A 22,627-nucleotide genomic window follows, 5' to 3' on the forward strand; every position below is an offset into this window, starting at 1 on the left:
CGCGTGCCGCACGCCGGTTGCCGCGCGGTGGTCAGATCACGCGGAAGTGATGCGTGCCGTCCCGCTTCAGCTGGTCGACCAGCCCGTATTCCCAGTCGAGATACGCCTGCATCGCGGCGGCCGCGTTGTCCGTGCCTTCGTACGGGCGCCGGTAGCGATCGGCGCGCGGCGACGCGAGGCGTGTCTCGCCGTGCTCGAGCGGCAACCCCGCGTCGATCCATGCGGCCGTGCCGCCGGTCAGCACCGAGATCGCCGCGGAAGCCGGCAGCAAGGCGCGCGCGTCGTCCGCCGCGAACCGCGCGAGCAGGCTCGATCCGCACGTGAACACATAGCGCCGCGCCGGCGGAATCGCGGCGAGCGCGTCGCGCAACTGCGCGCGCACGACGAACCACGCGCCGGGGATATGGCGCTTCACGTAGTTCGCGCTGGCCGTCACGTCGACGATCGCGAGCTCGCCCGCGGCCGCCTCCTTCAGCCAGCCCGCGAGCGTCGCGGGCGACACCTCGCTCACCTGCGGCGTCGCGGGCACGTCGCGCGGCGACTGGCCGCGCTCGGTGAACGCCGCCGTGCCGGCCGGCTCGAGCACCCGCACGTCCCAGCCCATCTGCGCGAGCCACGACGCGGTCATGTCCGCGCGCACGCCGTCGTCGTCGGCGAGCACGATCCGCGCGCCGCGCACGGCCGCGTGATGGTCGGTCTCCTGCACGAGCTGGCCGCCCGGCGTGCCCAGGAAGCCCGGCAGATGGCCGGCCTCGTATTCCTCCGGCGTTCGCACGTCGAAGCGGTACAGCGTGCGGCCCGGTTCGTCGAGCGCGGCGAGCTCCGCGAGCGCGACGCGCGGCACGCCCGCGCGCTCGGCCACCGCGCGCGCGGCGCGGCGTGCTTCCTCACGCTGCGCGGGTGCGATCTCGTCCGGAAAGCGTCGCGCGGCGCCGTGCTCGAGCGTCTGGCCGGCGAGCGTCCAGCCGATCGTGCCGTTGCGCAGTGCTGCGACCGGGTTCGGCAACCCCGCGTTGACGAGCGACTGCGTGCCGATGATGCTGCGCGTGCGGCCCGCGCAGTTCACCACCACCTGCGTTGCCGGATTCGGCGCGAGCGCGCGCACGCGCAGCACGAGTTCCGCGCCCGGCACGCTCGTCGACGTCGGGATGTTCATCGTCTGGTATTCGTCGAAGCGGCGCGCGTCGACGATCACGACGTCGGCCTTTTCATCGATCAGCGCCTGCACCTCCTGCGCGGACAGCGACGGCGTATGGCGCTCGGCCTCGACCCATTCGCCGAACGACTTGCTCGGCACGTTCACGTCGATGAACAGTTCGCCGCCCGCGGCGAGCCAGCCCGCGAGGCCGCCGTCGAGCAGCCGCACGTCGGTATAGCCGAGCTGCGCGAGTTTCTCGGCCGCGCGCGGCGCGAGATCCTCACCGCCGGCTTCGCCGAATACGACGATCGGCGTGTCGCGGCGCGGAATGCGCGTCCATGCGTCGAGTTCGAGCTTCGACAGCGGAAAATTGGCGGCCCACAGCGGGTGGCCCTGCGCGTAGGGATCTTCCTCGCGCACGTCGATCAGCGCGATTTCGTCGCGGGCCAGCAGGCGCGCGCGTACGTCCTGGTACGACGCGACGGGGAAACGGGAAGTGGAATCAACGGATTGCGTCACGATGTCTCTGTCGGATTCTGTTGGAGTCGGTGAAGAAAGCACACGGAAAACGGCTGCAGCTCGATGCCCGCGGGCACGCCGTCGCAACGGGGCGCCCGCGACTTGCGGCGTCATGCGTCCGGTCACGCGTTCGAATAGCCGGACACGAACGGCTTCACGGTGCCGTCGTCGAGGAACACCGCACGTTCGACCTGGCCGATGTTCGCGCCGTACACGTGGATGCTGATCGACACCTGGTCGTCGAACGCGTTGGTCACGCGATGGACGTCGCCGATGCGCGGCGACACGGCCTCGACGTCGCCCGGCTGCAGCCGTACCGCGTCGCCCGCCGGCACCGGCCTGCCGGCCGCGTCGAACCGGTACGGTTGCGAAAACTCGCCGCCGCGCAGCATCCCGATCAGCCCCCACACCGTGTGGTTGTGGATCGGCGTCGTCTGGCCGGGCCCCCACACGAAGCTGACGACGGAAAACCGCGCGTCGGGATCGAGATGCAGCAGGTACTGGCGGTAACGCTCGGGATCGGGCTGCGCGAACGCGTCGGGCAGCCAGTCGTCGTGCGCGACGAGCGCGGCCAGCAGCGCGCCGCCCTCGTCGAGGATGCGCGCCTCGTTCGCGCCGGACGCGAGCAGCGCGCCCAGCCCGTCGACGAACGGACGCAGCGGCGTCTGCTGCAACGAAAGCGTACTCATCGGCTGCCTCCTCGAATATGATGCCGAATATGATGGATCGTCATGATGCACCTGAAATACCATGCAGAACAAACATGAAAATTAGCGATATCGACGCTTTTGCAGCGGTCGTTCGCGGCCAGACGCTGAGCCAGGCCGCGGCCGAGCTCGGCATGACGCAGCCCGCGATCACGCGGCGCGTGCAGAACCTCGAGGAGGCGCTCGGCGTCACGCTGCTCGACCGCAACACGAAGCCGCCGCGCCCGACCGACATCGGCCTGCAGGTGTTCGAGCAGTGCCGCGCGATCCTGCGCGAAGTCGACGCGCTGCGCGAACTGACGGCCGGCCAGCGGCCGCCCGCCGGCGAATTCCGCGTGGGCCTCACGCAAGGGCTCGGCGAGCTGATGCTGCCCGGCCTGATCGCGCAGCTCGCCGCGCAATGGCCGGCGCTCGCCACGCAGGTCACGACCGCGTGGGGCGGCATGCTCGTCGAACGCGTCGCGCACCGCGAACTCGACGCCGCGCTGGTGTTTCTGGCCCGCGAGATGGTGCTGCCGCCGCAGGTCGAAGGCGAGCGGCTGCTGGCCACGCGGCTCGTCGCGGTCGGCCGCAAGGGCGACTGGCCGCGCCGCAGCTACCGGCTCGCCGACTGCCAGGCGCGCGGCTGGGTGCTCAATCCCGACGGCTGCGGCTTTCGTGCGGGGCTGCGCCGCGCGCTCGACGCGCAGGGGCTGCCGATGCCGGTCACGCTCGACGCCTACGGCCGCGACCTGCAATTGCAGAGCGTCGCGAACGGCTTCGGGATCGGGCTGATGCCGCTGCCGCTCGTCGAAGGCAGCCCGCTGCGCGACGCGGTCGACATCGTCCCGCTCGCCGATTTCAAGCCGCAGATCGATCTGTGGCTGCTGCACCGGCAGGACGCCGCGCGCTTCAAGGCGCCGCTCACGGCCGTGGCCGCGCATGCGCGCACCGCGTTCGCGCTGCCGGCGGATGCGGCCGGGCACGACGAAGCCGCTTGACCACGCGCGACGGCGCCGGCGCGGCGGCGTCGCGTTTGCGTTTGCGTTTGCGTTTGCGTTTGCGTTTGCGTTTGCGTTTGCGTTTGCGTTGGCCTTTGCGCCCACCATCCCGCCGCCCCGCTCACGCATCGCTGTCGCGACCGGATACCGGCACGTCGCGTGACGTTCCGCCCGCTTCCGCGTTCGCGGCAGCGCGTCGCGCCGCCGCGTCGAGCACGGCCCGTCCGGCGGCCACCGCGATCGCATCGTCCTGCGGCGTATGCACGCGGCTGCACAGCACGTCGCGATAGTGGCGTTCGAGCGGATTGTGGCGGCTCAGCCCGTGATTGCCCGACAGCTTCAACGCGTGCTCGACCGTGCGGATCGCCTGTTCCGTCACGGTCCGCTTGACGAGGCCGCTCGTCGTCACCGTCGGCGGGTCGCCCGCATCGGTGCGCGCGATGTGCTCGTCGAGCAGCACGCGGTTCGCGTGCAGCCACCCTTCGATCTCGCCGACAGCCTCCTGCACGCGCGGCAGCGTCGCGAGCGGCGCACCGAGCCCGCTCGGCGCGCGCGTCGTCGCGAAATCCAGCAGCCAGTCGCGCGACGCGCGGGCGACCGCGTCGTAGAGGCTGCCGAGCAGCGCGACCATCCAGGCCTGCTGGTCGGCCTGCGCATCGACATCCGCATGACTCGCGGCCGACACGGCCCACGCATCGGGCGCGCGCACGTCCACCGCATGATCGGCGGGCAGCCGCACGTCGTCGAACACCACCTCGTGACTGCCCGATGCGCGCAGGCCCAGGTGATTCCAGCTTTCGATCACGCGGATGCGCGCATCGACTTCCGTGTCGCGCTCGCGCCGCACGAGGAACACGCCGACGCGCGGCTCGGGTTCGTCCGTGCGGGCCCACACGGCCAGCCAGCGCAGCGCCGGAATGCCGGTGCTGTACAGCTTGTGGCCGGACAGCCGCCAGCCGTCGCCGTCGCGACGCGCGATCGTTTCGGGCAGGCCGCCGCGCGACGGCGAACCGAGCGCCGGCTCGACGCGCAGCGCGTTGATCAGCGCGCCGTCGGCAACCGCGCTGTCGAACACCGCACGCCGCAGGCGCGCGGGCCAGCGGTTGTCCGCGCGGCCGAGCGCGCGATGCTGCAGGTAGGTCATCGTCAGCACCAGCGCGGTCGCCGGATCGGCGCGCGCGACCGCGGCCACGATCCGGCTCGCCTGCGCGAGCGTCGCGCCCGCGCCGCCGTGCTCGCGCGGCACGACCTGCGCGATCAGCCCGGCGCGATGCAGCCGCGCGAAGTTCTCGTGCGGGAAACGGCCGTCGACGTCGTTGCGGGCGGCGTCGGCCGCGAGTTCGGGCGCGAGACGCGCGAGCAGCGCGGTAACGCGCGCATCGTCGGCAGGCAGGTGGCGCAGCGACGACTGGGACGACTGCGGCGATAGCGGCGAGGAAGCGGCAAGGCTGGCGGACATCGGTACGGATTCCCTCGGTGACTGGGTAGCGGGATAAAACGTCGTGGCGAAGATCGCTCGGCGAATGGCGGCGGTGGCTCGTGGAGCCGGCGGCGATCGGCGCTGGATTCGCCGGGGGCGCGTGGCGTGGATCCGGGGCGCTCGCGCACGCATCCGCCGCACACCTCTGCCTTCGACCCGAGCCGCTGCTTCCGAACCCGATGCCGATCCGGCTCCCGTCGTGTTGATCCGGCGCGCAAGCCCCGCTCGACACGCAGCCGGCGCCCCGTTCGGCCCGATCGTGAGCCCATAGCGTATGCGCAACGCACACGCGCCCAAACCATGCAAATCTGATATTCAATTCGGGATTGATTATTTCCGTTCCGCATGATCCCGGCGGTAATCTGCGCTCCATTCCCGCCCCGCCGGCCATCGCTGGCCGCGCCGGGCCGTCCTTGCATCGGAGACCCAGATGAGCGTCGAATTCATCGGCATGATCCAGAGCCAGAAGCAGTCGGAAATCCATCCGCCTGCCGGCCCCGTCGTCGACCCCGACTACGTGCGCGACTTCGCCCGCGCCCACGAAACGGCCGGCTTCGACCGGATCCTCGTCCCGCACCACTCGACCGGCCCGTCGGCGACGCTGACGATCGCGTTCGCCGCCGCGGCGACCGAGCGCATCCACTTCATGCTCGCGCATCGCCCCGGCTTCACCGCGCCGACGCTCGCCGCGCGGCAGATCGCGACGCTCGACCAGTTCAGCCGCGGCCGGCTCGCCGTGCACTTCATCTCCGGCGGCTCGGACAGCGAGCAGCAGCGCGACGGCGATTTCCTCGACCACGACGCACGCTACGCGCGCACCGACGAATACCTCGGCATCCTGCGCCGCATCTGGACCGACACGCAGCCGTTCGATCACGACGGCGCGCACTACCGCTTCACGCAGGGTTTTTCGGAAGTGAAGCCGTTCCAGAAGCCGCACGTGCCGATCTACTTCGGCGGTGCCTCGGAAGCGGCGCTGGAAGTCGCCGGCAAGCACGCGGACGTCTATGCGCTGTGGGGCGAATCGCTCGACCAGGTGCGCGACCTGACGACGCGCGTGCGCGCCGAAGCCGCGAAGCACGGTCGGCAGGTGCGCTTCTCCGTGTCGTTCCGGCCGATCCTCGCGGCAACCGAAGACGAAGCGTGGGCGCGCGCGCACCGGATCCTCGACGAAACCCGCCGGCTGCGCGAAGCGGCCGGCCTCGCCACCGGCGGCCCGCAGCAGAGCGAAGGCGCGCGGCGCCTGCTCGCCGCGGCCGAACGCGGCTCGCGCGTCGACAAGCGGCTGTGGACCGAGATCGCAAAGCTCACCGGCGCGCGCTCGAATTCGACCGCGCTGGTCGGCACGCCCGAACAGGTCGCCGACGCGCTGCTCGACTACTACGACCTCGGCGTGACGACGTTCCTGATTCGCGGCTTCGATCCGCTCGAAGACGCGATCGACTACGGCCGCGAACTGATTCCGCGCGTGCGCAGCGCCGTCGCGGCACGCGACGCGGCGCGCCGCGCGGCCTGACGCACGGGGAGATGCCGACCATGTCCGCCGTCCTGTCTTCGTCCTCGCCCGTGCGCACCGCGTCGGGCCTCGTCCTCGCCGACACGCCGCGCCAGCATTTCTGGTTCGATCCGCCCGCGCCGCGCTTCGACGTCGCCGCCGAGCGCCGCCACCGGCAGGAGCGGCTCGCAGCCGCGTTCCGCCTGTTCGCGCGCTTCGGCTTCGCGTCGGGCCTCGCCGGCCACATCACCGCGCGCGACCCGGAACTGCCCGACCACTTCTGGGTGAATCCGCTCGGCGTGCATTTCTCGCAGATCAAGGTGTCGGACCTGCTGCTCGTCAATTCGCGCGGCGAAACCGCGATCGGCAACCGGCCGCTGAACAAGGCCGCGTTCGCGATCCACGCGGCGATTCACGACGCGCATCCGCACCTCGTCGCGGCCGCGCACACGCATTCGACCTACGGCAAGGCGTGGTCGACGCTCGGCCGCCCGCTCGACCCGCTGACGCAGGACGCGTGCGTGTTCTACGAGGACCACGCGCTGTTCGACGACTTCACCGGGATGGTCGTCGATACGAGCGAAGGCGCGCGGATCGCGGATGCGCTCGCGAAGCCCGACGGCACCACGCACAAGGGCGTGATCCTGAAGAACCACGGCATCCTGACGGCCGGCCCGACGGTCGAGGCCGCCGCGTGGTGGTACATCGCGCTCGACAACGCCGCGCACACGCAGCTGCTGGCCGAAGCGGCCGGCACGCCGCAACCGATCGATCATGCGACCGCGCGACACACGCACGGCCAGATCGGCGGCCCCGACGGCGCATTGCACGCGTTCGACAGCCTGTTCGCGCGCGTCGTCGCCGACGAACCCGACCTGCTCGACTGAGCGCCCGCCGCACGACCGGAACCAGAGACCACACCATGACCAAAACCACCGCACCCGCGCCGACCGGCGCCCATGACGACAAGCGCCGCCGGCTGCTGCGCGCGGCCGGGGCCGCCGCGCTCGCCGCACCGGCGATCACGCTCGGCCGCAAGGCCTGGTCGGCGCCGCCGCTGAAGAAGCTCACGTTCGCGTGGAACCAGAACGCGTTCTGCCTGACGCCGATCGTCGTCGCGCAGGAGAACGGCTTCTTCGAGAAGAACGGGCTGAAGGTCGAACTGATCAACTACAGCGGATCGACCGACCAGCTGCTCGAATCGATCGCGACCGGCAAGGCCGATGCCGCGGTCGGGATGATCCACCGCTGGCTGAAGCCGCTCGAAGCCGGCTTCGACGTGAAGATCATCGGCAGCTCGCACGGCGGCTGCGTGCGGCTGCTCGGGTCGAAGACGGCGGGCGTGACGACCCTGCAGGCGCTGAAGGGCAAGACGGTCGGCGTCAGCGATCTCGCGGCGCCCGGCAAGCATTTCTTCTCGATCCTGCTCGCGAAGAACGGCATCGATCCCGAACGCGACATCACGTGGCGGCAGTATCCGGCCGACCTGCTCGGCGTCGCGGTCGACAAGGGCGAGATCCAGGCCATCGCCGACGGCGACCCGAACCTCTATCTGCTCGAGAAGCGCAGCAACGGCGCGTACACCGAACTCGCGACGAACCTGTCCGGCGAATATGCGCGCAAGGTGTGCTGCGTGATCGGCGCGCGCGGCGACCTCGTGCGCAACGACCGCCCGGCGGCCGCCGCACTCGCGCGCTCGATCGTGCAGGCCACCGAGTACACGCACGACAACCCGAACGAAGCCGCGAAGGCATTCGCGAAGTATTCGCCGAAGATCAACCCCGACGACCTGCGCAAGCTGTACGCGACGCTGACCTACACGCACCACCCGACCAACGTCGACCTGCAGCAGGAAATCGCGTTCTACGCGGACGATTTCCGCCGCATCAGCGTGCTGAAAAAGAGCACCGACCCGCAGCGCTTCGCGCAGCAGGTCTATGCGAACGTGCTGGGGTGACGCGATGTCGACGATCGAACACGCGTCCGCCGCGCGCACCGCGTCCGCCTCGGGCAATGCCGCCACCGCGGCGCCGCCCGCGACTGCCACGTCCCGTCCCGCGTGCACGGCCTGCGACGCGACGCTCGCGGCCGAAGCCCGCCGCGCACGCACCTGGCCGACCGGCGTCGTCGCGGCGCTCGCGTGGGCCGCGCTCGGCGCGGTGACCTACGTGTGGCCGAACCGCGTCGTCGGTTTCACCGACTGGGCGTACACCGACACGTTCGGCATCGCCGCGTGGGCGATCGGCGCGCTGCTGCTGGCCGCCGCGACGCTCGGCCATCGCGTGCCGGCCACGCGTGCGCGGCTCGCCCGCGTGCGCCCGGCCGGCCCGTGGCTCGTGGCGCTGCCGCTCGTGCTCGCCGTGTGGGAAATCGTCACGGCCAAGACCGGCTGGCTGCCAACGCCGTTCTTCGCGCCGCCGCAGGCGCTGATCGAGGTCTACGCCGACGACTGGCCGCGCCTTGCCGGCAGCGCCGGCAACACGCTGAAGCTGCTTTCCCTCGGCTTCGCGTACGGCGTCGCGGTCGGGTTCGCGGTCGGCGTATCGATCGGCTGGTCGCGCCGCATCGGCTACTGGGTGCATCCGGTGCTGCGCGTGCTCGGCCCCGTGCCGGCCACCGCGCTGCTGCCGCTCACGTTCTACTTCTTCCCGACGAGCTATTCGGCCGCCGCGTTCCTGATCGCGCTGTCGACCGGCTTCCCGGTCGCGGTGCTGACGTGGTCGGGCGTCGCGAGCGTAAACCGGCAGTACTACGACGTCGCGCGCACGCTCGGCGCGAACGCGCGCTTCCTCGTGTTGCGCGTCGCGATTCCGGCCGCGCTGCCGCACGTGTTCGTCGGCATCTTCATGGGGCTGAGCGCGTCGTTCACGGTGCTGGTCGTCGCCGAGATGATGGGCGTCAAGTCGGGGCTCGGCTGGTACCTGAGCTGGGCGCAGGGCTGGGCATCGTACGTGAACATGTATGCGGCGCTGATCGTGATGGCGCTGCTGTTTTCCGGGCTGATCGCGCTGCTGTTCGCGGTGCGCGACCGTGTGCTCGCGTGGCAGAAAGGAACCGTCAAATGGTAAGCGCCGCCGTTCTCGAATCGTCCGTTGCCACGCCGCCCGCCGCGCTCGACGCCACGGCGCCGCGCGGCGCGCGCATCGACATCCGCCGCGTGAGCCACGCGTTCGACGGCCCCGGCGGCCCGCTGCCGGTGCTCGACGACGTCACGCTGTCGGTCGCGGCCGGCGAATTCGTCGCGCTGCTCGGCCCGAGCGGCTGCGGAAAATCGACGCTGCTGCGGCTCGTCGCGGGCCTCGACGCCGCGCGGCAAGGCACGATCGCGCAGGACGGCACGCCGATCGAGCGGCCCGATCCGTCGCGCATCGTCGTGTTCCAGGATCCGACGCTCTACCCGTGGCGCCGCGTGCGCGCGAACGTCGCGCTCGGCCTCGAGGCGCGCGGCGTGGCCCGCACGTCGCAGCATCGCGTCGACGATGCGCTCGCGCGCGTCGGGCTGCAGGAATTCTCGAACGTGTTTCCGCATCAGCTGTCGGGCGGGATGGCGCAGCGTGTCGCGCTCGCCCGCGCGCTCGTCAACGATCCGCGCCTGCTGATCCTCGACGAACCGCTCGGCAAGCTCGATTCGTTGACGCGGCTGACGATGCAGGCCGAGTTGACCGCGCTGTGGCAACGCGACGGGTTCTCCGCGCTGCTCGTCACGCACGATGTCGAGGAAGCGCTGTTTCTCGCGCAGCGCGTGATCGTGTTCGGGCCGCGGCCCGCACGCATCGTCGCGGAACTGCGTGTCGACCTGCCGTATCCGCGCCATCGCGGCGACCCGCGTCTCGCCGAACTGCGTCACGAAGCGCTGCGGCATCTCGGACTCGATGCGAGCTGGTAGATGCGCAGTGCCTTTCGCAGGATGGCCGGTGCGCGGCAAGGGCCGCGCCGATGAACGCGCCGCCGTTCGCCGACTGGGCGCTCCTGTTCCTGCAACTGCTGTATCGCGCACAGATCGCGTTGGCCCGGGTGCTGCATGCGATCGGCCTGACCGGCGATGCCGACGGACAGGCCGCGTGGCCCTGGGCACACCGCATCGCGCTCGAAACGCTGCGCATCGACGCGGGGCTCACGCGACAGCTTGCATTCGCCGTCGCGATGACCACGCTCGCCGCGGCGCTCGGCTGCATCGCACTCGTGTCGCGCAAGTGGCGGGCGGCAGCGGCGATCGCCGCGCTGGCCGTCGCGTGGTTCGCGCCGTGGCCGCCGGCGTCGCTGTGGCTCGCGCCGGCGGTGCCCACGAGTTTCCAGCGCAGTCCCGCCGCGTTTTCCGTCGTGAACCTGATGCGCGGCGCGCATCTGTATGCGCAGCATTGCGCAGCCTGTCACGGCGCGGACGGCCGCGGCGAAGGCCCGCTCGCGGCGAGCCTCGCGCATTGGCCGCCGACCTTCGCGGGCGCACTGCTTGCCCGCCGGCTCGACGGCGAACTGTATTGGCGCATGCGGCACGGTACGCGCGACGCGCGCGGCGCGGCGTCGATGCCGGGCTTTGCCGCGACGCTCGGCCCGTCCGACACGTGGGCCGTGCTCGATTACCTGAAAGCGCTGTCGGCCGGCAGCGGCGCGCAGGCGGAAGGGGCGTGGCCCGTGCCCGTTCCGCTGCCGGCGCTCGACGTGCGCTGCGGCAGCGCCGCGCCGCAACCGCTCGAGCGCTGGCGAGAAGGCCAGCGCGTGCGCATCGTCGCGCTCGCGCCGGGCGGCACGCCGCCGCGGGAAGACCCGCGCTGGCAGACGCTGCTCGTCACCGCCGGCGATCCGTCCACGCCGCCACCGCCGGTCATCACGCGCGCGAACTGCGTCGCATCGACGCCCGATGCATGGCAAGCGTTCGCGACGATTGCCGGCGTGCCGCCCGCTGTGTTCGGCGGCACGCAACTGCTTGCCGACCGGCGCGGCTGGCTGCGGGCGCGCGCGTTGCCGGGCAGCGCGGGCTGGTCGGCCAACGACTTGCTGTGCCGCTCCGATGCCGCGGCGCGAGCGCCGGCCGGCGCCGCGAACGTCGATCCGCTGACCGCGCTGCTGCTGCGCGTGGACGCCGAACCCGTACGCGACGTGCAGGCCGGGCTCCCGCATTGAATCCCTGAACCGTTTTCCCGACGAACCGAACTTCACGATGAATCCGACCCGACGCCACTTCCTCGCGCAAGCGAGCGCCCTCGCCGCCGCCGCCCTCGCCGCCGCGCCGGCCACGCTGCATGCGCAATCGGACGCGCGGCCGCTGCTGCGTGCCGGCGACCAGAAAGGCGGCCTGCGCGCGCTGCTCGAAGCGGCCGGCGAACTGAACGGCCTCGCGTACGACATCGCATGGACCGAATTCCCGGCCGCCGCGCCCCTGGCCGAAGCGCTGAACGCGGCGGCCGTCGACTGCGGGCCGATCGGCGACGCGCCGGTGATCTTCGCGCTCGCCTCGGGCGCCCGCATCAAGGTGATCGGCGCGAACCGGTCCGACCCGTACGGCACCGCCGTGCTCGTGCGGCCCGACGCGACGCTGAAGGACGCCGCCGACCTGAAAGGCAAGCGCATCGGCACCACGCGCGGCTCGATCGGCCATTTCGTCACGTTGAAGGCGCTCGACGCGGCCGGCCTGCCGCCCGACGCCGTTTCGTTCCGCTTCCTGCCGCCGGCCGACACGATGCTTGCGCTCGCAACCGGTTCGATCGATGCGTGGGCGACGTGGGAACCCTATACGGCCCTCGCGGAAACGAGCGGCCGCGCGCGCGTGCTCGTCAACGGCCGCGGCCTGTGGTCGGGCTTCAGCTACATCGCGGCGACCGACGCGGCGATCGCGTCGAAGCGCGACGTGCTGCACGACTTCCTGCAACGGGTGGTGCGCGCGCAGGTCTGGTCGTACCGGCACGTCGACGCGTATTCCGCGGCACTCGCGCGCATCATCGGCATCCCGCCGGCGGCCGCGAAGCTGCAGTTCGAGCGCCGCAACACGCGCTGGCAGCCGATCGACGCGACGGTGATCGCCGGGCAGCAGCGTACGGCCGACTTCTACCTGAAGGCCGGGCTGCTGCGCCAGCCGCTCGACGTGCGCACGACCTTCGACCTCGGCTTTCCGCTGGCGTGACCGGCCGCGGCCGTGCGGCGGCCTGCAACCGCCCAAACGGCTTTCGCACGATCTGGCACAATCGCGATTCGACCATCCTGCCCGTGTCAGCCAGCGTCATGCCAGCCATCTCCGAACTCTTCGTCTACCCGATCAAATCCTGCGCCGGCATCGCGCTGTCGCGCGCGCAACTGCTCGAAACGGGCCTCGCGTACGATCGCCACTGGCTGATCACCACCCCGGACGGGATGATGATCACGCAGCGCACGCACCCGCGCCTCGCGCTGATCCGAACCGCGCTCGAGCACGACGCGCTCGTGCTGAACGCGCCGGGCATGCCCGAGATCCGCACGCCGCTCGACGGCGACGCGACGCCGGCCACGCCGAAGATGGCCGCGACCGTCTGGCGCGACACCGTCGACGCGATCGACACGGGCGCCGCGACAGCCGCATGGCTCACCGAATTCCTCGGCACGCCGCTGAAGCTCGCGCGCTTCGGCGCGGATGCGCGCCGCGGCTGCAACCGCAAATGGACCGGCGACATCGACACGCACACGCAGTTCGCGGACGGCTATCCGCTGCTCGTGATCGGCCAGTCGTCGCTCGACGACCTGAACGCGAAGCTCGTCGCGAAAGGCGCGCCGGCGATTCCGATGAACCGCTTCCGCCCGAACATCGTCGTGTCGGATCTCGATGCGTATGAAGAGGATTTCGTCGAGCATCTCGACGCCGAAGGCGACACACCCGTGCGGCTGCGCCTCGTGAAGCTGTGCACGCGTTGCCCGATGCCGACGATCGACCAGGTGACCGGCGCGCCGAACCCGGCGTGGCCGCACGAGCCGACCGACACGATGCAGACCTATCGCGCGAATCCGAACTACGACGACGCGCTGACGTTCGGCATCAATGCAATCGTCGTCGAAGGCGCGGGAGCCTGGCTGGAGGTCGGGCAATCGCTCGAGGCGGAGATTGGATTCGGCGATTGAGCGACTGAGCGAACCAGCCCTTCTACTGCGCCGCCGTCGGCAACATCACCGTCACGATCAACCCGCCTCCCGCCGCATCGGCCAGCGTCACGCTGCCCTGATGCACGCGCGCGATCCCGCGCACGATCGACAGCCCGAGCCCCGTGCCTTCGACCGTCTGCGTCTTGCTGCCGCGATGGAAGCGCTCGAACACCGCGTCGCGTTCGGCGGCCGGAATGCCCGGCCCGTTGTCGATCACGTCGAGCCGCGCATGGTCGCCATCGCGCGACACGCGCACCGTGATCACCGCGCGATCGCCCGAATAACGAATCGCGTTGTCGATCAGGTTGCCGATCAATTCGCCGAGCAGGTCCGGTTGGCCGAGCACGTCGACATCCGCCTCGTGCTCGAAGCCGAGATCGATGTCGCGCGCGCGCGCGACCGGCGACCAGTCGAGCGTCACGCTGCGCGCGAGCCGGTGCAGCGCGACCGGCTGGTGCGCGACCGCCTGGCCGCTGTCCGAATCGAGCCGCGACAGCGACAGCAGCTGCTGGACGATCTTCGCGGCCTGCCGCACCGCGCCGTTCACGCGCCGCAGATGCACGTTCACGCGCGGCTGCTCGTCCGGCCGCAACGCCAGCTCGACGCCGGCCTGCACCGCCGCGAGCGGGGTCTTCAGCTGATGGGCCGCGTCCGCGAAGAAACGCCGCCGCGCGACCTGCATCCGCTGCGTGCGGCCGATGTACTGGTTGATCGACTCGACGAGCGGCGCGAGTTCGCTCGGCATGCCGCCGGTATCGAGCGGCGTCGGATCGCCGTCGCTGCGCGCGGCGACCGTCGCCGACAGCCGGTTCAGCGGCCGCAGCCCGCGCCCGACGCCGAGCCACACGATCCCGAGCGCGAGCACGACGAGCAGCCCCTCCTGCAGCAGCGAGCCCATCAGGATCTCGCGCGCGAGCGCCTGGCGCGCCTCGATCGTCTCGCCGACCATCACCCACACGATGCGCGTCTGCGCGGTCGGCACGTCGTGCACCGGCACGCGCAGCGCGGCCATGCGCAATTGCTCGCCGCGATAGACGACGTTGTAGTAGCGCGTGACGAACAGCGTGCCGTCGCCCTGCGGCAGCGGCAGGTCCGGATAGCCGGTGATCGTGCGGCCGTTGTCCTCGCGGATCAGGTAATAGATCTTGCCGCCGTCGCCCGACTCGAACATCTCGAGCGCGAGATACGGCAGGTCGACCTCGATCTCGCCCTCGTTGAACCGCACGCCTTCGCGGATCGACTTCAGCGACGACGACAGCGTGCGGTCGAACGCGACGTGCGCGGCGCTCATCGCGCGCTGATACGTGAGCCACGAGTCGAGCGCGAGCAGCCCGAGCAGCGGCAGCAGCAGCCACAGCGCGACCTGCGCGCGCAGGTTCGGGCGTGTCACCATGCTGCCCGCCGGGCTGCACCGACCAGCGTGGCGGAAAACGCGTGCGGCCTCGCTCCGCGCCCGTGCAGCCGGCCGGCTTTGCCAGGCCGGCCGCGGATGGCAGACGCGCCCCCGGCAGGCCGCGAACGTGTTGATCCCGAGCAGCGCTTTGGCGCGTACCGCGGCCCCATGCAAAGAAGGCAAGCCCGGCGGTGGTTCATCCGGCCGCCTTCGCTTCGAGCAAGTATCCGAGGCCGCGCAGCGTGACGATCGCGACACCGGTGTTCTCCAGCTTCTTGCGCAGCCGGTACACGTAGATCTCGATCGCATCCGCGTTGACCGACTCGTCGAGCCCGAAGATCTTCTCCGACAGCGTCTCCTTGTTGATCGCGCGGCCGTTGCGCAGGATCAGCACCTCCAGCACCGAGCGCTCGCGCGGCGTGAGCGGCAGCGGTTCGCCGGCGAGGTGGAAGCTGCGGTCGATACTGTCATACGAAAGCGGCCCGCACTCGACCCGCGAATGCTCGTGGCCGAGGCTGCGCCGGATCAGCGCGCGGGCGCGCGCCTCCAGCTCGGTCAGCTCGAACGGCTTCGCGAGGTAATCGTCGGCGCCGAGATCGAGCCCCTTCACGCGGTCCTCGACCGAGCCGTGCGCGGTGAGGATCAGCACCGGCACCGGATTGCGGCGCGCGCGCAGCCGCCGCAGCACTTCGAGCCCGTCGAGCTTCGGCAGCCCGAGATCGAGGATCACCAGCGCGTAGTCCTGCGTGCGCAGCACGTGATCCGCCGCCTCGCCGTCCGCCATGTGATCGACCGCGAAGCGCGCGGCACTCAGCGCGTCGTTCAACGACTGCGCAAGGTTCGGGTTGTCTTCGACCAGCAGCACACGCATGGGGACCTCGGGAAATCCATGACACAAAGGACGCTATTGTGAACCGAAATGAAAGCAGGCTGAAAGTGCGTCGCAATTAACATCCGCGTCACTCGAACAACACACACGCATAACTGGAGGAAGACATGCCGTTTGCACCGAAGCAGCTCGCCGCCGCGCTGGCGATCGTCCTGGGCACCGCCGCCGGCGCCGCCACCGCACAGGTTCCGGCCGGGTATCCGGGTAACTACCAAGGTGTCGTCGACGCCGCGAAGAAGGAAGGCAAGCTGATCGTCTACTCGACGACCGACACGGGCCTCGTGCGCCCGCTGATCAAGGACTTCGAAAGCCTGTATGGCGTGAAGGTCGAGTACAACGACATGAACAGCACCGAGCTGTACAACCGCTACATCAGCGAGAACGCCGCGAGCAGCACCAGTGCCGACGTGCTGTGGAGCTCGGCGATGGACCTGCAGGTCAAGCTCGTCAACGACGGCCTGATGACGTCGTACGATTCGCCGGAAAGCGCGAACGTGCCGCAATGGGCGCAATACCAGAAGCAGGCATACGGCACGACGTTCGAGCCGCTCGCGATCGTCTACAACAAGCGGCTGATTCCCGAGAACGAGGTGCCGAAGACGCGCACCGACCTGATCAAGCTGCTCACGTCGCAACCCGACAAGTTCAAAGGCAAGCTGACGACGTACGACGTCGAGAAATCCGGTGTCGGCTTCAACGCGCTGACGCAGGACGCGCACCTGAACGAGAAGGTCACGTGGGAGCTCGTGAAGGCGATCGGCGCGACCGGTCCGAAGCTGCAGTCGAGCACCGGCGCGATGATGGAGCGCATCTCGTCGGGCGAGAACCTGATCGGCTACAACATCATCGGCTCGTATGCGTACGCGAAGGCGAAGAAGGACAAGTCGATCGGCTACGTATTCCCGAAGGACTACACACAAGTCGTGAGCCGCCTGGCCACGATCTCGAAGAAGGCGAAGAACCCGAACGCCGCGAAGCTGTGGGTCGACTACCTGCTGTCGAAGCGCGGCCAGACGCTGATCGCGAACCAGGCGAACCTGTACGCGATTCGCACGGACGTGACCGGCGAAACGTCGGCCGCGAGCCTCACGAAGGAACTCGGCGATTCGCTGAAGCCGATCCCGATCGGCACCGGCCTGCTCGTCTATCTGGACCAGTCGAAGCGGCTCGCGTTCCTGAAGCAATGGCAGCAGGCGATCAAGAGCTGATCCGCTGATTCGCTGATCGGCTTCGGCCGACCGACGGCCGCCCGCCGCACGCCGCGCGGGCGGCCCCTTCCCCATACCGACTTCCTAGAGGCGGCCATCCGGATGGCCGCAGGGGCGAACTCATGCTTTCAACCAGCACACGCGGAGCGGCGCCGGCCGTTCCGCCCACCACCGGCCAGGGCGGCGCGATTCCCGCGCTGCAGGTCAGCAACCTGCAGCCGCTCGCCGGCATGCTGCGCTGGATCGTCGTCGCGGTGCTCACCGTCGCGGTCGCGCTGCCGCTCGGCTTCATCCTGTTCCAGAGCCTGCTGTCCGCGCCGTTCTTCGACGCGAACAAGACGCTCGGCGTCGAAGGCTTCCGCTTCATCTTCACCGACCCGGACTTCTGGTCGGCCGTGAAGAACTCGTTCATCATCGCCGGCGGGATGCTGTTCATCTCGATCCCGCTCGGCGGCATCCTCGCGTTCCTGATGGTGCGCACCGACCTGCCCGGCCGTCGCTGGCTCGAGCCGCTGCTGCTCACGCCCGTGTTCGTGTCGCCGATGGTGCTCGCGTTCGGCTACGTGGTCGCGGCCGGCCCGGTCGGCTTCTATTCCGTGTGGTTCAAGGAACTGTTCGGGGTGCAGAACGTACCCTGGAACGTGTACTCGATCTTCGCGATCACGATGATCGTCGGCCTCACGCACGTGCCGCACGTGTACCTGTACTCGTCGGCCGCGCTGCGCAACCTCGGCTCGGACGTCGAGGAAGCAGCGCGCGTGACGGGGGCGCGGCCGTTCCGCGTCGCGCTCGACGTGAGCCTGCCGATGACGATGCCCGCGCTGCTGTTCGCCGGCGTGCTCGTGTTCTTCCTCGGCTTCGAGGTGTTCGGGCTGCCGCTCGTGCTCGGCGATCCGGAAGGCCACCTCGTGCTCGCGACCTACCTGTACAAGCTGACCAACAAGCTCGGCGTGCCGTCGTATCACCTGATGGCCGCGGTCGCGGTGTGCATCGTCGCGATCACGTTCCCGCTCGTGCTGCTGCAGCGCCGCCTGCTGAAGACCGCGAACCGCTTCGTCACGGTGAAGGGCAAGGCCGGCCGTGCGACGGTGCTGCCGCTCGGCGTATGGCGCTGGGTCGCGCTCGCGATCGTCACGCTGTGGCTGATGCTGACGGTGATCGTGCCGATCTCGGGCATCGTGCTGCGCGCGTTCGTGAGCAACTGGGGCGAAGGCGTCGCGCTCGCCGAAGCGCTGACGCTGTCGAACTTCATCGAGCTGTTCGAGCAGGACAACCTCGTGCGCGCGATCGTCAACACGCTCGGCATCGGCGTGATCGGCGGTGCGCTCGCGATCGGCTTCTACTCGCTCGTCGCCTTCGCCGGCCATCGCCGCAACGACTGGGCGACGAAACTGCTCGACTACCTCGTGCTGCTGCCGCGCGCGGTGCCGGGCCTGCTCGCCGGTCTCGCGTTCCTGTGGATCTTCCTGTTCGTGCCGGGCCTGCGCGAGCTGAAGAACTCGATGTGGAGCATCTGGATCGCATACACGGTCGTGTGGCTCGCATACGGGATGCGGCTCATTCAAAGCGCGCTGCTGCAGGTCGGCCCGGAACTCGAGGAAGCCGGCCGCAGCGTCGGCGCGACGCGCAGCCGCGTGTCGCTCGACGTGACGCTGCCGCTCGTGCGCTTCGGCCTGCTCGCCGCGTGGCTGCTGATCTTCATGATCTTCGAGCGCGAATACTCGACCGCCGTCTATCTGCTGTCGCCCGGCACCGAAGTGATCGGCGCGCTGCTCGTGTCGCTGTGGGCGACCGGCGCCGTCGACCAGGTTGCCGCGCTCTCTGTCATCAACATCGCGATGGTCGGCGCCGGTCTCGGCGTGGCCCTGCGCTTCGGAGTGAAACTTCATGGATAAGCTCATCGTCGACGACCTGCATCTCAGCTATGGCGCCAACCCGATCCTCAAGGGCGTGTCGTTCGAACTGAAGGCCGGCGAAGTCGTGTGCCTGCTCGGCGCGTCGGGCAGCGGCAAGACCACGCTGCTGCGCGCGGTGGCCGGCCTCGAACAGCCGTCCGACGGGCGCATCCAGCTCGACGACCGCGTGTTCTTCGACGGCGCGCGGCACGTCGACCTGCCGGTCGAACAGCGTTCGCTCGGCCTCGTGTTCCAGTCGTACGCGCTGTGGCCGCACCGCACCGTCGCCGACAACGTCGGCTACGGGCTCAAGCTGCGCCGCGTGGCGCCGGCCGAACAGAAGCGCCGCGTGCAGACCGCGCTCGACCAGCTCGGCCTCGGCCACCTCGCCGAGCGCTTTCCGCATCAGCTGTCGGGCGGCCAGCAGCAGCGTGTCGCGATCGCGCGTGCGCTCGTCTACAACCCGCCGGTGATCCTGCTCGACGAGCCGCTGTCGAACCTCGACGCGAAGCTGCGCGAGGAAGCGCGTGCGTGGCTGCGCGAGCTGATCGTGTCGCTCGGGCTGTCGGCGTTCTGCGTGACGCACGACCAGACCGAAGCGATGGCGATGTCCGACCGCATCCTGCTGCTGCGCAACGGCCGCATCGAACAGGAAGGCACGCCGGCCGAGCTGTACGGCGCGCCGCGCTCGCTGTACACGGCCGAATTCATGGGCAGCAACAACCGCATCGACGCGCGCGTCTCGGCCGTCGACGGCGAACGCGTGACGCTCGCCGGCGACGGCTGGGAGCTGCAGGCGCTCGCCCGCGACACGTTCGCGCCGGGCCAGGACGCGCAGGCCGTGATCCGCCTCGAACGCGTGCAGGTCGCCGACGGCCCGGGCGCGAACCGGCTGCAGGCCGACCTCGTCACGTCGATGTATCTCGGCGACCGCTGGGAATACCTGTTCCATTGCGGCGAGATGCGCCTGCGCGCGTTCGGCCACGTGCCGCGCGCGGCCGGCAAGCACTGGATCGAATTCCCGACCAACGACTGCTGGGCGTTCGCGAAAGCGGGCTGACCCGCTTCGCGGCGGCTCGTGTGCCGCCGCGCGTGCATTCAACATGCTTTTGCGACTCGAATCGGCGGACGCTTCATGGCGTCCGCCGATGGCGTGTCGAATACGCGTTTTACGTTTCGACCAACCCACAACAACCAAGGAGACACCGTCAAAATGAAGTCACGTGCAGAACGTTCTATTCGAACAGTAGTCCTCACCAGTTCAGCCGCGGCAGTAGCCTCTCTCGCCGCGCCGGTCGCGCACGCGCAGTCGTCGGTCACGATCTACGGGATCATGGACGCCGGCATCGAATACACGAACCATGCGGCACCGGATGGCGGCAATTCGTTCAAGCTGAAGTCGGGCAACAAGAACACGTCGCGCTGGGGCTTGCGCGGCGTCGAGGATCTCGGCGGCGGTTTGAAGGCGGTGTTTCGCCTCGAAAGCGGCATCGATCTCGCGAATGGCGCGTCCGACGACGGCCCCGACTCGATCTTCGCGCGCCGTGCGACGGTGGGCCTGAAAGGCAAATGGGGCGAGCTGACGCTTGGCCGCAACTTCACCGTCACGTACGACTACATGATGCCGTTCGACCCGATGGGTTACTCGCAAAACTATTCGTGGGCGTCGTCGTCGATGGCGACCGGCGGGCGCAAGGACGGCATGTTCACGCGCTCGTCGAATGCGGTGCGTTACGACGGTGAATTCAGCGGCTTCAAGTTCGGCGCGCTGTATGGCTTCGGCAATGTGCCGGGCAGCGTGAAGACCAGCTCGAAATACGACTTCGCGCTCGGCTACGAGACCGGCCCGTTCGCGGCGGTGCTCACGTTCGACCGGCAGAACGGCGCGGCCGACAGCGTCACGCCGGCCGATACCGTCAACTACATCCAGGGGATTCACGCGGGCCTGAGCTACGATTTCGGCAACCTGAAGACGATGGCCGGCTATCGCAACTACAAGCGCACGTTTCGCACCGCGGCGGCGAACCAGCTGAGCGATATGTACTGGCTCGGCGGGTCGTACCAGTTCACGCCGACGTTCTCGCTGATCGCGGCCGTCTATCACCAGAACATCAAGGGCGGCACGGATGCCGACCCGACGCTGGTATCGGTTCGGGCGCAATACGCGCTGTCGAAGCGCACGGTGCTGTACGCGGCCGGCGCGTTCGCGATCGCGAAACACGACCAGAAGGTCGGCGTGTCGCGCGATTTCGCCGGGTATGGCACGACGCAGGTCGGCGTGACCGCGGGGATTCAGCAGCGGTTCTGAGTGTGACGACGCGGGCGGCGGGTGACTTTGATGTCGCGCCGCCCGTTGTCGGTACGCACCACCGCCCTGCTTCGCACCGCGCGTTCGCAATCGTCTAACGGCTCGACGCGACGGTGGATGCCAGTCTGCCGCCGGTGCGCGCACCGATCGCGTCATGTCCACGGACTGCGGCCGGTCAATCGCCGCGCATCGTGAATACCGGGCGCACCCGACTGTTCGCATCGCCCCAGTGTTCGCCGACCGCCGACAGCGGCACCGTCCGCGTTTCGAGCGTCAGCCCCGCCGGGCCTGCCGCGTCGAACACGCCGCGCACCGAAGCCAGCAACCCCGGCAGCGACACGCTGCCGATACCGCTGCCCAGCAATTCGATCGCGGTGGCACGCAATACGGCGCCCGGCAGCAGCACGTCCGCGCCGCCGATCGAGCCGATCTGCACGAAGCGCAACCGACGGCCGTCGGGCGTCGCCTTCGCGGCGGAAATCAGCAGTGCGAGCGCGCTCGCCCCCCAAAGATAGTCGAGCACGACGTCCACACCCGCGCGGAAATGCGGTTCGAGCGCGCGGGCCAGATGCGCGTCGTCCTGTTGAAGCGACACGACGGCGTCTGCACCGGCGTTCAGCAACGCGTCCAGCGCGGCCGCGTTGCGGCCCGTCGCGATCACCTTCGCGGCGCCCAGATGCTTTGCGATCCGCACCGCGAGCCCGCCCGAGGCGCCCGTCGCGCCGTTGACCAGCACCGTCTCGCCCGCGACCAGCCGCGCGCGCTCGGTCAGCGCCGCCCAGGACGACATGCCGGGAATTGCGATAGCGGCGGCCGTCACGTCGTCGAGGTTGTCCGGCAGCGGCACGCACTGCGCGTCGGGCACGATCGTGCGTTCGGCCATCGCACCGAACGGCGCGGGCGCGCCGAAGAAATAGACGCGCCGGCCGTCGTCGCCGCGCCCCACGCCGTCGACGCCGACGACGAACGGATAGCCGCCGCCGGACGAATAGTGCGTGCCCGCCGCGCGCGCCTGCGCAAGACGGCTCAACGCGGACGCCGTCACGTCGATCAGACGGTGGCCGGGTATCGCATGCGGCGCTTCGAACTCCATATGAACGGGGCGCTCGCCGGCGCCCGTCACGACTGCTGCTTTCATGCCGACTCCTTGATTGATGGATCTCGATCGACGGTTCCGTCGTGTATCAGCGTGCGTCGAGCCACGCGCGCAGTGCTGGATCGCGCACTTCCAGCACGTCGAACAGGCCGAGCGCACGCACCGCGGGCAATGCGTCGAGCGCGTCGGCTTCGGCACGGGCGCGCTCGGCGGGCGCCGCATCCGGATCGGTCAGCACGCGCGCATTGACCAGGAACGCGCCGACGGTGCCCTTGCGGATCGTCGTTCCGCCGGCCTCGATCCGGTCGGCATGGTCGGGAAGCATCTGTTCGGCTCGCATCGCGTCGTACTCCGGTTGTCATCGATGGACGCAGTTTAGGCGTGCGCAGCCGGCCGATGTCCGGTATAACAGTCA

The 22,627-nt window shown here is 69.6% G+C and carries 20 protein-coding genes; 13 read left to right on the forward strand and 7 right to left on the reverse strand.

Annotation, left to right across the window (positions count from 1 at the left end):
- Positions 1-31: 31 nt before the first annotated feature.
- Complete coding sequence (locus U4Z64_RS15395) at positions 32-1,657, reverse strand: rhodanese-related sulfurtransferase (protein ID WP_321820391.1); 1,626 nt, start codon at positions 1,655-1,657, stop codon at positions 32-34.
- Positions 1,658-1,779: 122 nt separating this feature from the next.
- Positions 1,780-2,346: a cysteine dioxygenase gene (locus U4Z64_RS15400; protein WP_044842991.1), complete on the reverse strand. Its 567-nt coding sequence runs from the start codon at positions 2,344-2,346 to the stop codon at positions 1,780-1,782.
- Positions 2,347-2,420: 74 nt separating this feature from the next.
- Between U4Z64_RS15400 and U4Z64_RS15405 the strand changes: the two genes are divergently transcribed.
- Positions 2,421-3,344 (forward strand): LysR family transcriptional regulator, encoded by a 924-nt coding sequence (locus U4Z64_RS15405; protein ID WP_044842990.1) that lies wholly within the window; start codon positions 2,421-2,423, stop codon positions 3,342-3,344.
- Positions 3,345-3,465: 121 nt separating this feature from the next.
- Here U4Z64_RS15405 and U4Z64_RS15410 read toward each other — a convergent pair whose 3' ends face one another.
- Positions 3,466-4,803 carry an acyl-CoA dehydrogenase family protein gene (locus U4Z64_RS15410; RefSeq protein ID WP_321820392.1) on the reverse strand — a complete coding sequence of 446 codons (1,338 nt, stop codon included), beginning with the start codon at positions 4,801-4,803 and terminating at the stop codon, positions 3,466-3,468.
- Positions 4,804-5,254: 451 nt separating this feature from the next.
- On the opposite strand from U4Z64_RS15410, the gene U4Z64_RS15415 reads away from it, so the two are divergent.
- From U4Z64_RS15415 to U4Z64_RS15450, 8 genes are all read left to right on the forward strand, one after another.
- Positions 5,255-6,340, forward strand: coding sequence for an LLM class flavin-dependent oxidoreductase (locus U4Z64_RS15415; protein WP_321820393.1), 1,086 nt, complete (start codon positions 5,255-5,257; stop codon positions 6,338-6,340).
- A gap of 20 nt (positions 6,341-6,360) precedes the next feature.
- Positions 6,361-7,206, forward strand: coding sequence for a class II aldolase/adducin family protein (locus tag U4Z64_RS15420; RefSeq protein WP_124484933.1), 846 nt, complete (start codon positions 6,361-6,363; stop codon positions 7,204-7,206).
- Positions 7,207-7,241: 35 nt separating this feature from the next.
- Positions 7,242-8,276 carry an ABC transporter substrate-binding protein gene (locus tag U4Z64_RS15425; protein WP_044842987.1) on the forward strand — a complete coding sequence of 345 codons (1,035 nt, stop codon included), beginning with the start codon at positions 7,242-7,244 and terminating at the stop codon, positions 8,274-8,276.
- Positions 8,277-8,280: 4 nt separating this feature from the next.
- Entirely contained in the window at positions 8,281-9,387 is a 1,107-nt protein-coding gene (locus U4Z64_RS15430) for an ABC transporter permease (protein WP_321820394.1), read from the forward strand.
- A complete protein-coding gene (locus tag U4Z64_RS15435; RefSeq protein ID WP_124484935.1) occupies positions 9,381-10,205 on the forward strand; it encodes an ABC transporter ATP-binding protein in 825 nt (274 codons plus the stop codon). Before U4Z64_RS15430 ends, U4Z64_RS15435 begins: the two co-directional genes overlap by 7 nt.
- A gap of 50 nt (positions 10,206-10,255) precedes the next feature.
- Complete coding sequence (locus U4Z64_RS15440; protein WP_321820395.1) at positions 10,256-11,440, forward strand: cytochrome c; 1,185 nt, start codon at positions 10,256-10,258, stop codon at positions 11,438-11,440.
- 37 nt (positions 11,441-11,477) lie between these two features.
- Positions 11,478-12,437, forward strand: a complete 960-nt coding sequence (locus tag U4Z64_RS15445) for an ABC transporter substrate-binding protein (protein ID WP_321820396.1) — start codon at positions 11,478-11,480, stop codon at positions 12,435-12,437.
- Positions 12,438-12,535: 98 nt separating this feature from the next.
- On the forward strand, positions 12,536-13,402 hold the full coding sequence (locus U4Z64_RS15450; RefSeq protein WP_124485076.1) for an MOSC domain-containing protein: 867 nt from the start codon (positions 12,536-12,538) through the stop codon (positions 13,400-13,402).
- Positions 13,403-13,424: 22 nt separating this feature from the next.
- Here the strand turns inward: U4Z64_RS15450 and U4Z64_RS15455 are convergent, their stop codons facing one another.
- On the reverse strand, positions 13,425-14,816 hold the full coding sequence (locus tag U4Z64_RS15455; protein ID WP_321820397.1) for a sensor histidine kinase: 1,392 nt from the start codon (positions 14,814-14,816) through the stop codon (positions 13,425-13,427).
- Positions 14,817-15,012: 196 nt separating this feature from the next.
- Positions 15,013-15,687 (reverse strand): response regulator, encoded by a 675-nt coding sequence (locus tag U4Z64_RS15460; protein WP_044842980.1) that lies wholly within the window; start codon positions 15,685-15,687, stop codon positions 15,013-15,015.
- Positions 15,688-15,812: 125 nt separating this feature from the next.
- Here U4Z64_RS15460 and U4Z64_RS15465 point away from each other — a divergent pair, with 125 nt between their 5' ends.
- The 4 genes from U4Z64_RS15465 (at position 15,813) to U4Z64_RS15480 (ending at position 21,116) form a co-directional block, all read left to right on the forward strand.
- A complete protein-coding gene (locus U4Z64_RS15465) occupies positions 15,813-16,913 on the forward strand; it encodes an ABC transporter substrate-binding protein (RefSeq protein ID WP_044842979.1) in 1,101 nt (366 codons plus the stop codon).
- Between the two features lie 122 nt (positions 16,914-17,035).
- Positions 17,036-18,808, forward strand: a complete 1,773-nt coding sequence (locus U4Z64_RS15470) for an iron ABC transporter permease (protein WP_321820398.1) — start codon at positions 17,036-17,038, stop codon at positions 18,806-18,808.
- The gene (locus tag U4Z64_RS15475) at positions 18,801-19,868 is read left to right on the forward strand and encodes an ABC transporter ATP-binding protein (protein WP_321820399.1); all 1,068 of its coding nucleotides are present in this window, start codon (positions 18,801-18,803) and stop codon (positions 19,866-19,868) included. The genes U4Z64_RS15470 and U4Z64_RS15475 overlap by 8 nt, the downstream gene beginning before the upstream one ends.
- Before the next feature lie 153 nt (positions 19,869-20,021).
- Positions 20,022-21,116: a porin gene (locus tag U4Z64_RS15480; protein ID WP_321820400.1), complete on the forward strand. Its 1,095-nt coding sequence runs from the start codon at positions 20,022-20,024 to the stop codon at positions 21,114-21,116.
- A 175-nt stretch (positions 21,117-21,291) separates the two neighbouring features.
- Here U4Z64_RS15480 and U4Z64_RS15485 read toward each other — a convergent pair whose 3' ends face one another.
- The gene (locus U4Z64_RS15485; protein ID WP_321820401.1) at positions 21,292-22,254 is read right to left on the reverse strand and encodes a zinc-binding alcohol dehydrogenase family protein; all 963 of its coding nucleotides are present in this window, start codon (positions 22,252-22,254) and stop codon (positions 21,292-21,294) included.
- Between the two features lie 46 nt (positions 22,255-22,300).
- Positions 22,301-22,552, reverse strand: coding sequence for a hypothetical protein (locus tag U4Z64_RS15490; RefSeq protein ID WP_321820402.1), 252 nt, complete (start codon positions 22,550-22,552; stop codon positions 22,301-22,303).
- Positions 22,553-22,627 lie beyond the last annotated feature (75 nt).

It is taken from the genome of Burkholderia sp. BCC1996 (genome assembly GCF_905339955.1).
Classification (GTDB): domain Bacteria; phylum Pseudomonadota; class Gammaproteobacteria; order Burkholderiales; family Burkholderiaceae; genus Burkholderia.